Origin of the sequence: Gordonia sp. UCD-TK1 (assembly GCF_001691435.1) — a bacterium.
GTDB lineage: Bacteria > Actinomycetota > Actinomycetes > Mycobacteriales > Mycobacteriaceae > Gordonia > Gordonia hongkongensis.
The window spans coordinates 316,884-330,754 of sequence record NZ_LZMP01000001.1 but is presented as its reverse complement, the minus strand read 5'-3'; the positions used below and the strand labels follow the sequence as shown (position 1 = coordinate 330,754).

The window sequence follows — 13,871 nt, the reverse complement described above, 5'->3', positions numbered from 1 at the left end:
GACGAACCTCTGGTGTGCCAGTTGTCCCGCCAGGGGCACTGCTGGTTAGCTACGTTCGGAAGGGATAACCGCTGAAAGCATCTAAGCGGGAAGCCTGTTCCAAGATGAGGTTTCTCACCCCCTTCGCGGGGTTAAGGCCCCCCACAGACCATGGGGTTGATAGGCCAGAACTGTACGCACAGCAATGTGTTCAGGTGACTGGTACTAATCGGCCGAGGACTTACCAACAACACCCACAACATCACCAAACACGGTTTTGGTGTGTTCGCATCCACTATGTACTTCTGAAACAACACACTCCTCCGGGTGGCTTCGCCCCCCGGACACCCCCCAACAACACCACGGTGTGACCGGGGTGGTGAGAGGTGACAAACAAACACACGCACACTACGTGAGCGTGTTGTTTCACAAAGTTACGGCGGCTATAGCGGAGGGGAAACGCCCGGCCCCATTCCGAACCCGGAAGCTAAGCCCTCCAGCGCCAATGGTACTGCACCCTAATCAGTGTGGGAGAGTAGGACACCGCCGAACACAACATCCCATTGTGGCCCCTTGCGATTCGTGAGGGGCCACAATGCTTTTCCAGGTCGAGACGTGATCAGTCGGTGCCCTTCGGAACGACGATCATCGGAACCGACACCGTGCGAAGAATCTTCGCCGCGGTTGTGCCGAGGAAGAGCGTGTTGGGCGCCGCCAGCCGGCTGGAGCCGACCATGACCACATCGCCGTCCTGCCAGTCCAGGGAGCCGACTGCCTCCTCGATGGTCGAACCCTGGGCGATCGCCGAGCTGACCGGAAAGTCCGGTGGCAGTTGTTCTCTGGCCGCCTCGAGACTGCGTCGCGCGTGTTCGCGAGCGTGGTCGAGGGCCCGTTCTTCCGGCTCGGTGCGCCAGGGTTGGACGTCGTCGACGGCCACCAGCGAGATCAGCCGGATGGGCCRATGTGCACGGACACCGCTGCGCAACGCCGTCTGGAACAACAGCTGGGTGCCTGGCCGGCTACCGATCGCGACCGAGATCTCTCGCACCTCGTCGGCCCCGAGATGCGCGAACCCCGGTGGCGCCACCGCCACCGGGACCGATGCGGAATGCAAGATGTCGTTGACCACGGTCCCGAGTGTGTGCCGGCCGCGGATACCGCCACCTGCGCCGCCGATGATCAGCATGTCCGCCGATGTACGCCGGGCCTGCACGACGAGACCCTCCCCGGGGTTGGCGTGTTCGGCGATCGTCGTGGTGGTCTCGATGTCATCGGGGAGTCTGGCGGCAGCGGCGTCGAGCCAGCGGCGGGCCGCACTGTCCAGGGCGTTGGCGAGGCGTTCGACCGAGACCTGTTCGGACGGGTCGGCGCTGTCCGGCTCGGGTGGGATGACGATGCAGAGCTCGAGTTCGGCGTCGAAGGTCCGCGCGAGGCATGCGCCGAGGGCGACCGCGTCGTCGCCTCCCGAGGTGGCGATGTATGCGACGAGCAGCTTCATCGGTACTCCCAGCGTCGGTGTCTCGGTCCCCGGTCATCGCCAGCCTAGTCATCTCCGACGGGGTGCCGGGGGACACGCTTAGATGGGGTCATGGACTCCCTCGTCGACGGTTACCTCAGCCACATCATGGACGAATGCCATTCGGACCGGTCCGGTCATGTCGCCGACTACATCCCGGAACTGGCCGCCGTCGACCCCGAGGGTTACGGCCTGTCGATGTGCGTGCACGACGGCCACACCTACTCACATCGTGACTCCGCGACGGCGTTCACCATCCAGTCGGTCTCCAAGCCCCTCACCTATGCGATGGTCCTGAAGAAGCACGGAACCGCGGCGGTCGACGCGAAGATCGGCGTCGAGCCGTCCGGAGAGGCATTCAACGAGATCAGCGTGGACGAGCGCCGACGCCCGAAGAATCCGATGATCAATGCGGGGGCCATCTTCGCCGCATCGATGCTGTTGCCGCCGACCCGAGACGTGGACGAGGCGGCGGTCGACGCCGCTTTCCGGGAGGTGCTCGAGTTCTACTCCGGATGTGCCGGACGGCGACTCACGATGGACGAGGAGGTCTATGCCTCCGAGGCCGCGACGGGATCGCGCAACCGCGCGATCGCCTACATGCTCGACAGCTTCGGGGCTCTCGAGACGAGCCCGGACGCCGCTCTCGACCTCTACTACCGACAGTGCTCGATTCGGGTGACGACCGACGACCTGGCCGGGATCGGCGCGACGATCGCGAACGGCGGGATGAATCCCCGCACGGGTCGGACGGTCTTCTCCAACGAGACCGCGCAGCGGTTGCTGAGTGTCATGACGACGTGCGGGATGTACGTTGGCGCGGGGGACTGGGTCACCTCCGTCGGCCTGCCGGCGAAGAGCGGCGTCGGTGGCGGGATCCTCGCGGTGCTGCCGGGGCAACTCGGCATCGGCGTGTACTCGCCGCGGCTCGACGGTCACGGCAACAGCGTCCGCGGCGTCGACGTGTGTCGGCATCTGTCCACCGATCTGGGCCTGCACATGTTCAACGTGACACGGGAGAGTCGGGTGACGATTCGGTCGGTCTACGACCTCGCCGACACCCCCGTCAGCGCGGAATGGGGCGAGCAGGAGCGCAGCTATCTGCGGACCTGTCGCGACCGGATCCGTGTGTACGAACTCCAGGGAGATTTGACCTTCGCCGGCGCCGAGAGCGTTCAGCGGCGACTGGAGGCCGACATCGACGCATACACCGTCGTCATCGTCGAGATCTCCCGCATCGGGGTGATCGACGCGGTCGCACGCACGATGGTGCTGAGCATCAAACGGCTGCTGGACGACAGCGGCCGGCGGGCCGCGCTCGTCGACCCGGACGGGGTCGTCCGCGCCAGCGTCGATCGGCACCGTGACGACGCGGCGGTGCCCGATCTCGATGCGCCGCCGGAACTCCGGGGATTCGACCCGGCGCTTCCGCACGTGCACTCGACGATGGACGACGCGGTCGTCGACGCCGAGACGTTTCTGCTGAAGCACTACTACGACGAGTGAGCGGGCCGCGCCGCCTGGTCCCGGGACACACCACTAGGGTGGGCACGTGCGTCTCGTCATCGCGGAGTGTCAGGTCGACTACGTCGGGCGGCTGACCGCCCATCTGCCCATGGCCCGGCGGTTGCTGCTGATCAAATCGGACGGATCGGTGAGCGTGCACGCCGACGACCGGGCCTACAAGCCGTTGAACTGGATGAGTCCGCCGTGCTGGCTCACCGAGGCGCAGGTTCCCGACGGCACGCAGGCGGAGGCGTACTGGGTCGTCACCAACAAGGCGGGCGAGGAACTCCGCATCACCATCGCGTCGATCGAGCACGACTCCCAGCACGACCTCGGCATCGACCCCGGCCTCGTCAAGGACGGCGTCGAGGCGCACCTGCAGGAGCTGCTCGCCGAGCATGTCGAGACGTTGGGTCCGGGTCACACGCTCATCCGCCGCGAGTACATGACCGCGATCGGGCCGGTGGACCTGCTGTGCCGGGACGCATCGGGTGCCACGGTGGCGGTCGAGATCAAACGGCGCGGGGAGATCGACGGCGTCGAGCAGCTCACCCGGTATCTCGAGTTGCTCAACCGCGACACCACACTTGCCCCGGTGGCCGGCGTCTTCGCCGCCCAGCAGATCAAGCCGCAGGCCCGCACGCTGGCCGAGGACCGCGGAATCCGTTGCGTGGTGCTCGATTACGACGAGCTTCGCGGCGCGGAGAGCACGGAGTTCAGGCTCTTCTGAGGGGCTTCGACAAGCTCAACCAGCGGAGGGGACAAGCTCAACCAGCGGAGGGGACAAGCTCGATTAGCGGAGGGCCGTCAGGCGTTGGAGCGGGCCTCCGGCGACCGCGCCTCGGGCGAGAGCTTGCTGTTCAGGAGGTCGAGATCGTCGGCGTCGGACAGCACGGAGTACTCGGAGTCGTCGGGCTGGGCGAGCAGTTCCGGCAACTCGGCCAGCTCCTCGCGGAGCCGGCCGAGGTTGGCGGCGATGTCCTGACGCGTGCGGTCAGCGGCCTGCGCGAGTTCGCGTGATCGATCGAGTCGTTCGGTCGCGATGTCGAGCGCGGTCTGACGGATGTGTGCCGCCTCGTCGAGTGCGCGTTCGCGCTGATCGGCGAGTTCGGCGTCATGGCGTTCCCGCTCGGCCCGGCGTTCGGCGGCGCTGACCGCCTCGAGTTCGGCGACCTCGGCTTTCGCCTTCTCCACCACTCGGCGGGCCTCGTCCTTGGCGGCCTGCATGGTCTTGGTGTGTTCGGCCTCCATCGCGGCGGTGCGCTCGGCGATGAGGCGGGCGGACTCCGACTCGTTGGCGGCCGCGGTCTCCTTGACCTGCCGTGCCCGGGCGGCGGCCTCGTCGACCAGCTTCTTCGCGGCCGTGCGTGCCTCGCCCCGGACGCGCTCGGCGTCGGCCGCGGCCGACGACCGCATGTCGGCGGCCTCCTGGCGCGCGATGGACAGCGTCTCGGCGGCTTCGGCGGCCGCTTCGGCGCGCATCTCCGACGCTTCGTCGGACGCCAGCTGCAGCATCCGCGACAGTCGCTCGCTCATCCCTTGCGCGGTGGTCGGCGGGACCGAGAGCTTGTCGACCTCCCGGCGCAGTTCGGCTATCTCGTCGCGCGCGTCCTCGAGATGCGCGGCGAGTTCGTGTGCGTTGGCGGTGGCGGCGTCGCGATCGGCGGCGAGGACGCGCAGATCGGCGTCGAGGCGCTGGAGGTGATCGGCGACCTGCTCACGGTCATAACCGCGCATCACGATCGCGAAGGGTAATTGCCGTGCGGGACCTGGCATGGCGGCCAGTGTATCGGAGAGAGTGCGGGATCTCCTCGACGTCGGCGACGCCGTGCGTGGAGGTGCCGAGCCGGCCGGTCCACGGATGGGAGCGGCCGGCTCGGCATGTCGAGTCAGCTAGCGGCGCAACGGTTTTCGGCCGTTGCGGCGGATCAGTGTGCGGTGGCGGCGGGTTCCACGAGTTCGAGCAGCACGCCGCCCGCGTCCTTGGGGTGGACGAAGTTGATGCGGGAGTCCGCGGTGCCCCGCTTCGCGGCGGGGTAGAGGACCCGGACGCCGGCTTCGGTGAGTCGTGCCGTGACCGCGTCGACGTCGGTCACCCGCACGGCGAGCTGCTGGAGCCCAGGACCGTTGCGGTCGATGAACTTGGCGATCGTCGACGACTCGTCGAGCGGGGCGAGCAACTGGATGACCGCACCGGTGCCGCCGGCCGGGCCGACCATGGCCTCCTCGACGCCCTGCTCGGCGTTCGTCTCCTGATGCAGCGTCTCGAACCCGAGGTGGGTGGCGTACCACTCCTTGGCGGCGTCGAGATCGGGGACGGCGATGCCGACGTGATCGATGGCGACGATCAGGTCGGAGATGAGTGCGGTGGCGCTGGGGTCCGTTGCTGAGGAAGACATGGGACAACGGTAGCGTTGAGGTGTTGAGCGCACAGAGCGGGCGCTCGGTTGGCCCCCCTATCTAGACACTTCCCGGAGGTTCCCTCATGACTTCGACTGCCGACAAGACCACGGTCATCGTCGCCGGCGCACGCACCCCCTTCGGCCGCCTGCTGGGCTCCCTGAAGGACTTCAGCGGGGTCGATCTCGGCGCGGTCGCCATCAAGGGCGCACTCGAGCGGGCCGGCGTTCCGGCATCCGAGGTCGAGTACGTGATCATGGGCCAGGTGCTGACCGCGGGGGCCGGTCAGATGCCCGCCCGCCAGGCCGCGATCAAGGCCGGCATCGGCTGGGACGTCCCGACCCTGACCATCAACAAGATGTGTCTGTCGGGGATCGACGCGATCGCGCTGGCCGATCAGCTCATCCGGGCCGGCGAGTTCGACGTCGTCGTCGCCGGCGGCCAGGAGTCGATGACCCAGGCGCCCCATCTCCTGCCCAACAGCCGCGGCGGCTTCAAGTACGGCAACACCGAACTCGTCGACCACATGGCGTTCGACGGGCTCTTCGACGCCTTCACCGATCAGCCGATGGGGGCGCTGACCGAGCAGGGCAACGACGCCGACGGGTTCACCCGTGAGCAACAGGACGAGTTCGCGGCACGAAGCCACCGGCTCGCCGCAGCCGCGTGGAAGAACGGCGTCTTCGACGACGAGGTCGTGCCGGTGGCCATCCCGCAGCGTAAGGGCGACCCGATCGAGTTCGCCGAGGACGAGGGGATTCGCGCCAACACCACCGTGGAGTCGCTGTCCGGGCTGCGGCCGGCCTTCCGCAAGGACGGCACGATCACCGCGGGCAACTCGTCGCAGATCTCCGACGGCGCGGCGGCCGTCGTGGTGATGAGCAAGGCCAAGGCCGAGGAACTGGGCGTCACGTGGCTGGCCGAGATCGGCGCTCACGGCGTCGTCGCCGGCCCGGACTCCAGCCTGCAGGCGCAGCCGGCCAATGCGATCGTCAAGGCCTGTGACCGCGAGGGCATCGCACCCGCGGACCTGGACCTCATCGAGATCAATGAGGCCTTCGCGGCGGTCGGGCTGTCCTCGACCAAGCAGCTCGGCGTCGATCCCGAGATCGTCAATGTCAACGGTGGTGCGATCGCCGTCGGACATCCGATCGGGACCTCCGGGGCGCGCGTCGCGCTGCATGTCGCGCTCGAGCTGAAGCGACGGGGCGGTGGCGTCGGTGCAGCCGCGCTCTGTGGAGCCGGCGGCCAGGGTGACGCGCTGATCATCCGGGTTCCGAAGTCCTGAACGAACGAGATGTCTACGACATCTTGTAGTAGTTTGCTGTCCGATTCGGCACAATGAGGGCCATGCTGTCATTCTTCGACCTGACCACTCCCGCCAAGCGCTTCCGGTTCGTCGCCGTCGCCGAGGCGATCACCTGGGCGGTCCTGCTGGTCGCCATGGTCGTCAAGCGGGTCAACGACGACGACGAGGCCATCGCCAAGCCGGGCATGATCCACGGGATCGTCTTCGTGATCTTCGTGGTCGTCGCCCTGATCACGGCGATCCAGCTCAAGTGGAACGCGGTGAAGTGGGAGCTGCCGGTGGGTTCGCGGCGGATCGGAATCCCGATCGTCACCCTGCTGGCGCTGGTCTCGAGCCTCCCGCCGTTCGGCACGATCGTGTTCGAGTGGTGGGCGCGCCGTAACGGCCATCTCGCCGAACTGTCCGCCGACCGCGCGCCCAGGCAGGCCACGGCCTGACCGCCCCGATCCCGCCTTCGATCGCCCCGACGCTCCGGCGCTCCCGCCGCAGCGTCGGGGCGATCTTCGCGCTCAACGGGTTTCTCGCCGCGATGTGGGTGGCCCACATCCCGGTCATCAGTGCCCGCACCGGAGTCGATCACGACCAACTCGGCGGACTGTTGCTGTTGCTCGGCGCGTCGGCGTTCGTCGGCATGCAGGTCTGCGGCCGTCTGATCGACCGTCGGGGGTCCCGGCCGGTGACGATCGGTGCCGCGCTGCTGCTGTCGGCGGTCATCGTCGCCCCGGTGCTCGCCGCCGACGCCCTGACGCTCGCCACCGCGCTCGTCGCCTTCGGATTCGCCAACGGTTGCCTGGATGTGTCGATGAACGCGCAGGCGGTCGTGGTCGAACGGGCCTACGGCCGACCGATCATGTCGTCGTTCCACGGGTTCTTCTCGGCGGGCAGTCTCGTGGGTTCGGGAGTGGTCGCGGCAACCCTGTGGGCCGACGTCGGTGTCGTCCTCACCGTGGCCTGCGCCGCGGCGGCCGGCATCGGCGTCGTGGCGTGGAACGCGCGCGGTCTCGCCGGTCGCGAGGTGGGGACCGACGAAGCGAGTGCACGCGGTGCAGACGCCGACGGCCCCGCGTCCGGGAAGTGGTGGCACACCGTGGACCGGCGCCGCCTGGTGCTGCTGGCGGTGGTCGCGTTCGCACTCATGCTCGCCGAGGGCACCGCCTACGACTGGAGTGCACTGCACGTGGTCGAGACCTTCGGTTCCGCCGAAGCCGTCGGCGCCATCGCGTTCGGCGCATTCAGCGCGACGATGACCGTCGCGCGATTCGTCATCGATCCGGTCGTCGGGTCGGTGGGACCGGTGGCGGTCGTCCGCTACGGCGGCCTGCTCGGCACCGCCGGAATCCTGATCGCGGTGCTCTCGCCCGTACCCCTCCTCGCCATCGTGGGATGGGGCGTGTTCGGACTGGGTCTGGCGGGGCTGATCCCGCAGATCTTCACCGCGGCGGGCAATCTGTCGGGGGAGTCGAGCGGCCGGACGATCTCCGCCGTCGTCGGATGCGGCTATCTCGGCATGCTCGCCGGTCCCGCGGTCGTCGGCTTCATCAGCAGCCGGACCTCGCTGAACACCGGGTTGCTCGCGGCCGTGGCGGCGCTCGTCCTCGCCGTCGTGCTCGCGCCGGTCGTTCGCCCGGACCGCACGCGCACCGCCGCGCCGGACCGAACGCGTTCGCCCGACGTCGTCTGATTCCGCGTGGGCGGTCGTGACACACTGGAGGGGTGACGCGACCAACCAATCGTCAGCAGGCCGCCGCCGCGGCCCGACAGCAGGCGGCAGCAGCCATGGCCATGTCCGGCGCGGTGGATCTCGGCGTACTCAAGGAGCGGGCCGAAGCCGAACGCGCACAAGCGCAACGGGCCCAGTCGCAGGCCGCAGCACGACCTGCCGCGCCCGGTGAGCCGCCCGCCGAGGGCGGGCAATCGCCGGCCGCCGGTGCGGGAACCGCGGCGGCCGCGGTCCTCGACGTCACCGAGGAGACGTTCGAGGCCGAGGTGCTCAACCGGTCGATGCAGCAGCTCGTGGTCATCGACCTGTGGGCGGAATGGTGCGGGCCGTGTAAGCAGTTGTCGCCGGTCCTCGAACGCCTCGCCGCGCAGTCGGGCGGGCGCTGGGTGCTGGCGAAGGTCGACGTCGACGCCAATCCCCGTATCGCACAGGCGTTCCGGGTGCAGTCGATCCCGATGGTCGTCGCGATCGTGCAGGGACAGCCGGTGACCGCCTTCAACGGGGTGCGCTCCGAGGCCGAGATCACCCAGTGGATCGACGACATCTTCGCCCAGATCGGCGACATCCTCCCGGGCGTTCCCGACGGGCCCGCACCCGAGCCGGAGCCCGAGGACCCGAGGCTGGTCGCCGCCGAGACGAAGCTGAACGACGGCGACTTCGACGGCGCACTCGCCGACTACCGGGCGATCGCCGAGGCCGAGCCGGAGAACCTCGAAGCGGTGTCCGCCGCGCGGAACCTCGAGTTCATCCTGCGGGCGCAGGCGCACGATCCCGCCATCGTGGAGTCGGCGTCCCCCCGTGACGTCGACGCGCAGCTCGCGGCCGCGGACGTCCTGCTGCTCAACCAACAGCCCGAAGCCGCGTTCGACCGCATCATCGACGTCGTGCGCGTGACCGCGGGGGAGGAGCGCACCCGGGCGCGCACCCGGCTGCTCGAGCTGTTCGAACTCTTCGATCCCGCCGAGCAGTTCGTCGTGAGCGCCCGCCGCAAGCTCGCCAGCGCCCTCTACTGACGGGCTGAGGCCACTGCCGCGGGAGTTTGAGTGATGTGTTTCGGAACCAGGCGACTGATTCCGAGACACACCACTACTCCCGCGGCACCAGCCAGATCGCCGAGTTGGCGGGCAGCATGACCCGAGCCGACACGGGACGTCCGTGATAGGACGGCCCGTCCGCCGTGATCGAACCCATGTTGCCGCGCCCGGCACCGCTGTAGGCGTCGGCATCGGTGTTGAGGATCTCGTCCCAGACCCCGGCCGAGGGCAACCCGACCTGATAGTCGGCGCGGTCGGAGCCGCTCAGGTTGAACAGGCACGCGACGACCGATCCGTCGGTGCCGTACCGGAGGAAACTGATCACGTTGTTGGCGGTGTCGTTGGCGTCGATCCACTCGTAACCCAGTGAATCGATGTCCTGGGTGTACAGCGCCGGTCGGGACCGGTAGATCCGGTTCAGGTCGGTGACGAGGGCCGAGATGCCGGAGTGCAGTTCGCCCTCCCAGCCCTCCAGCTGATGCCAGTCCAGACTCCGGTTGTCGGCCCATTCGCCGGTCTGCCCGAACTCCTGTCCCATGAACAGCAGTTGCTTGCCGGGGTGGGACCACATGTAGGCGAGGTAGACCCGCACGCCCGCGGCCTTGGCGAACGAATCGCCCGGCATGCGCGTCCACAGGGTGCCCTTGCCGTGCACGACCTCGTCGTGGGAGAGCGGCAGCACGAAATTCTCGCTCCACGCGTACACCAGCGAGAAGGTGATCTCGTGGTGGTGGAAGCTGCGGTGGATCTGATCGCGGGACAGGTAGTCGAGGGTGTCGTGCATCCAGCCCATGTTCCACTTGAAGCTGAACCCCAGCCCGCCGAGATCGGTCATGCGGGTCACGCCCGGCCATGCGGTCGACTCCTCGGCCACCGTGATCACGCCCGGGAAATGTTTGTGCACAGTCGCGTTGGTCTCCTGGAGGAACTGCACCGCCTCCAGGTTCTCGCGACCGCCGTGCACATTGGGGCGCCATTGCCCGGCCGGTCGTGAGTAGTCCAGGTAGAGCATCGAGGCCACCGCGTCGACGCGGAGACCGTCGATGTGGAACTCGCTGAACCAGAACAGGGCGTTCGCCACGAGGAAGTTGCGGACCTCGTGCCGGCCGAAGTCGAAGACGTAGGTGCCCCAGTCGAGCTGCTCGCCGCGCATCGGATCGGCGTGCTCGTACAGCGGGGTGCCGTCGAATCGGGCGAGCGCCCAGTCGTCTTTGGGGAAGTGGGCCGGCACCCAGTCGACGATCACGGCGATGTCACGGGAGTGGAGGTGATCGACGAGGTAGCGGAAGTCGTCGGGCGTTCCGAAGCGCGCCGTCGGCGCGTAGTACGACGTGACCTGGTAACCCCAGGAACCGCCGAACGGGTGCTCGGCGACGGGCAGGAACTCGACGTGGGTGAAGCCCTTCTCGACGGCGTAATCGGCCAGCTCGTGCGCGAGTTCGCGGTAGCCGAGGCCCTGACGCCAGGACGCGAGGTGGACCTCGTAGACGCTCATCGGCTCACGCTCGGGCGCGGACCGTTCCCGGCGCGCGATCCACGCGTCGTCGGTCCAGACATGTTCGGACACGGTGACCCGGGACGCGGTTGCCGGGGGCGTGCTGGTGCGGAAGGCCATGGGGTCGGCCTTGTCGCGGATGACGCCGTCGGCGCCATGGACGCGGAACTTGTAGTGGGTCCCGTCGCCGACGTCGGGGATGAAGACCTCCCACACCCCGCTGACCCCGACCTTGCGCATCGGCGCTACGCGCCCGGTCCAGTCGTCGAAGTCGCCGATCACGGTGACACCGTGGGCATTCGGCGCCCACACGGAGAAGGCGGTGCCGTGCACGTCGCCGTCGGTGGTCGTGTACGACGTCACCCGCGCACCGAGGGCGTTCCACAGTTCCTCGTGGCGGCCCTCGCTGAACAGATGGATGTCGACGTCGCCGAGGCTCGGCAGGAACCGGTAACCGTCGGCCACGACGAATTCCGACGTGCCCCCGGTGGAATCGGGGTAGACGACGCGGTACCGGTAGTCCATCAGGTCGGCCATCGGCACGGTGACCACCCACAGGTCGTCGGTCTGACGGGTCATCGGATGATCGACTCCGCCGATGACCGCCGACACCGAGATCGCGTTCGGGCGCAGGGTGCGCAGGATCGTCGCGCCGCCGGGCGCGTCGTGGGCGCCGAGGAAGGCGTGTGGATCGGGATGGGTCTGCGCCGCGAGCCGACGCAGGTCGTGGTCGGTCGCGTAGGGGTCGGGTAGGTCTGGCGGATCGGTGCGATCGGTCACTGATACCTCACTGGATCCGATAGGCGAGCTGTTGTGCGGCAACAGGTTCGAGGGGCGGCAAGGCGAGGATGTGCGCCACCGCCCGCCAGGGCTCGAGCCGGACGTAGTTGTCCTGGCCCCACCAGTACTCCTCGCCGGAGACCTCGTCGCGGACGGGGAAGCGGTCGTACCACTCAAAGCCGAGCTTCGGCAGGTCGAGCCAGACCGTGGAGTCCTCGGGACCGAACGGGTTCAGGTTGATCACGACGATGACCCGGTCGCCCGACACCGGGTCGATCTTCGAGTAGGCGATCAGCGACGGGTTGTCGACATGGTGGAAATGGATGTTGCGCAGCTGCTGCAGTGCGGGGTGCCGGCGCCGGATCTCGTTCAGCGAGGTGATCCACGGCTCGAGCGACTCGCCGCGGCTCGCCGCCGCCTTGTAGTCACGGGGCCGCAGCTCGTACTTCTCCGAGTTGAGGTACTCCTCGCTGCCCTCGGTCACGGCGACGTGCTCGTACAGCTCGTATCCGCTGTAGACACCCCATGTCGGGGCCAGGGTCGCGGCGAGCGCGGCGCGCAGTGCGAACATGCCCGGACCGCCGTGCTGAAGGCTCTCGTGCAGGATGTCGGGGGTGTTGACGAAGAGGTTGGGGCGGGCCTCGTCGGCGTGGTCGGCGATCTCCCGGCCGAACTGCTCGAGCTCCCACTTCAGCGTCTTCCAGGTGAAGTAGGTGTAGCTCTGGCTGAAGCCGAGCCGGGCGAGGCCGTAGAGCCGCGCCGGCCGGGTGAAGGACTCGGAGAGGAAGAGCACGTCGGGGTGCCGCTTCTTCACCTCACTGATCAGCCACTCCCAGAAGTTCGGCGGCTTGGTGTGCGGATTGTCGACGCGGAAGATGTCGACTCCGAGCCCGACCCAGTGCAGGACGACCTTGAGGACCGCTCGGTAGATGCCGTTGCGGTCGTTGTCGAAGTTCAGCGGGTAGATGTCCTGGTACTTCTTCGGCGGGTTCTCCGCGAAGGCGATGGTGCCGTCGGGCTGGGTGGTGAACCACTCCGGATGCTCGAGCGCCCACGGATGATCCGGTGCGCACTGCAGAGCCAGATCGAGCGCGACCTCGAGGCCGAGTTCGCGAGCCCGGCCGACGAAGTACTCGAAGTCCTCCTCGGTGCCGAGGAGGGGATGGATGGCGTCGTGCCCGCCGTCGGACGATCCGATGGCCCACGGCGAACCGACATCCTCGGGCCCCGCGACGAGGGTGTTGTTGGGGCCCTTGCGGTTGATCTCACCGATCGGGTGGATAGGTGGCAGGTAGACGACGTCGAAGCCCATGTCCGCGACGCGCGGCAGATCCTGGGCGGCGGTGAGGAACGTGCCGTGGACGGGATTGCCCTCACCGTCCCAGCCGCCGGTCGAGCGCGGGAACAGTTCGTACCACGAGCCGAACAGTGCGCGCTTGCGATCGACCCACACCCGGTAGGTACGACTCTTGGTGACGAGCTCCCGGACGGGATGGGCGGTCAGCAGTTCGACGACCTCGTCGGAAATCGCGAGGCCCACCCGGTTCTCGACACGGCGACGACGTGCGCGGAGCTGGCGCGCGGCGTCGAGCAGGAGTTCTCGGTCGTCACCGGCGACCAGGTCGGCTGCGGTGTCCAGTACCCGCGCGCCGGTCTCGATGTCGTTGGCGAGGTCGGCGGCACCCTGCCCGGCGTCGAGCTTCTTCAGAACGGCCGAGCGCCAAGTGGCGTAGGGGTCGCTCCAGGCCTCGATCCGGTACGACCAGAATCCGACGGCGTCGGGGACGAAGGCTGCGTTGAAGGTGTCCGGTTCCGGCGCGGGAACCATCCGGACATCGAACGGCCCGCGTCGCGGAGCCTCGACGTGCAGTGTGACGCCGAGCGCGTCGTGTCCTTCACGCCAGGCCGTGGTGCTGACCGGGAAGTATTCTCCCACAACGGCTTTGGCAGGTTGCTGGCCCGCCGACACAAGGGGTGCGATGTCGTCGATACCCATGCGCCCGATCACGTGGGGCCTCCTGTCGTCAGCTCCCGTGAGTGGCCGGGGTGCGCTGTCGGTCTCGCCTTCGTTGGTATCACCGATACCCAACCTAGTGCCCCGCGGACGGGATTGTCTTGTCATGGATCGCCCG

At 68.0% G+C, this 13,871-nt stretch carries 11 protein-coding genes and 2 rRNA genes; 8 read left to right on the top strand and 5 right to left on the bottom strand.

All coding sequences use genetic code 11. The annotated features are described in order from the left end of the window. Together A9310_RS01505 and rrf are read left to right on the top strand one after the other, a co-directional pair. A 23S ribosomal RNA gene (locus A9310_RS01505) occupies positions 1–228 on the top strand; the annotation flags it as partial. 186 nt (positions 229–414) lie between these two features. Then, positions 415–531: ribosomal RNA gene (gene rrf, locus A9310_RS01500) — 5S ribosomal RNA — on the top strand. A 67-nt stretch (positions 532–598) separates the two neighbouring features. Here the strand turns inward: rrf and A9310_RS01495 are convergent. Next, positions 599–1,477, bottom strand: a complete 879-nt coding sequence (locus A9310_RS01495) for a universal stress protein (RefSeq protein ID WP_065629065.1) — start codon at positions 1,475–1,477, stop codon at positions 599–601. 90 nt (positions 1,478–1,567) lie between these two features. Here A9310_RS01495 and glsA point away from each other — a divergent pair, with 90 nt between their 5' ends. Both glsA and nucS read left to right on the top strand, forming a co-directional pair. Then, positions 1,568–3,001, top strand: coding sequence for a glutaminase A (gene glsA / locus A9310_RS01490; RefSeq protein ID WP_065629064.1), 1,434 nt, complete (start codon positions 1,568–1,570; stop codon positions 2,999–3,001). 46 nt (positions 3,002–3,047) lie between these two features. Then, the gene (gene nucS / locus A9310_RS01485; protein ID WP_058249976.1) at positions 3,048–3,731 is read left to right on the top strand and encodes an endonuclease NucS; all 684 of its coding nucleotides are present in this window, start codon (positions 3,048–3,050) and stop codon (positions 3,729–3,731) included. A 77-nt stretch (positions 3,732–3,808) separates the two neighbouring features. Here nucS and A9310_RS01480 read toward each other — a convergent pair whose 3' ends face one another. Continuing rightward, on the bottom strand, positions 3,809–4,777 hold the full coding sequence (locus A9310_RS01480; RefSeq protein ID WP_065629063.1) for a hypothetical protein: 969 nt from the start codon (positions 4,775–4,777) through the stop codon (positions 3,809–3,811). A gap of 152 nt (positions 4,778–4,929) precedes the next feature. Next, entirely contained in the window at positions 4,930–5,400 is a 471-nt protein-coding gene (gene mce, locus A9310_RS01475) for a methylmalonyl-CoA epimerase (RefSeq protein ID WP_058249978.1), read from the bottom strand. Between the two features lie 86 nt (positions 5,401–5,486). Here mce and A9310_RS01470 point away from each other — a divergent pair, with 86 nt between their 5' ends. From A9310_RS01470 to A9310_RS01455, 4 genes are all read left to right on the top strand, one after another. Then, a complete protein-coding gene (locus A9310_RS01470; protein ID WP_065629062.1) occupies positions 5,487–6,689 on the top strand; it encodes an acetyl-CoA C-acetyltransferase in 1,203 nt (400 codons plus the stop codon). A gap of 62 nt (positions 6,690–6,751) precedes the next feature. Then, positions 6,752–7,147 (top strand): DUF3817 domain-containing protein, encoded by a 396-nt coding sequence (locus A9310_RS01465; RefSeq protein ID WP_058249980.1) that lies wholly within the window; start codon positions 6,752–6,754, stop codon positions 7,145–7,147. 92 nt (positions 7,148–7,239) lie between these two features. Further along, on the top strand, positions 7,240–8,391 hold the full coding sequence (locus tag A9310_RS01460; RefSeq protein ID WP_175401042.1) for an MFS transporter: 1,152 nt from the start codon (positions 7,240–7,242) through the stop codon (positions 8,389–8,391). Positions 8,392–8,486: 95 nt separating this feature from the next. Then, positions 8,487–9,443, top strand: coding sequence for a tetratricopeptide repeat protein (locus tag A9310_RS01455; protein ID WP_175401053.1), 957 nt, complete (start codon positions 8,487–8,489; stop codon positions 9,441–9,443). Between the two features lie 73 nt (positions 9,444–9,516). Here A9310_RS01455 and glgB read toward each other — a convergent pair whose 3' ends face one another. Both glgB and A9310_RS01445 read right to left on the bottom strand, forming a co-directional pair. Then, positions 9,517–11,739 (bottom strand): 1,4-alpha-glucan branching protein GlgB, encoded by a 2,223-nt coding sequence (gene glgB, locus A9310_RS01450; protein WP_065629060.1) that lies wholly within the window; start codon positions 11,737–11,739, stop codon positions 9,517–9,519. A 7-nt stretch (positions 11,740–11,746) separates the two neighbouring features. Beyond that, positions 11,747–13,747 (bottom strand): maltotransferase domain-containing protein, encoded by a 2,001-nt coding sequence (locus A9310_RS01445; RefSeq protein ID WP_065629059.1) that lies wholly within the window; start codon positions 13,745–13,747, stop codon positions 11,747–11,749. Between the last annotated feature and the right edge of the window lie 124 nt (positions 13,748–13,871).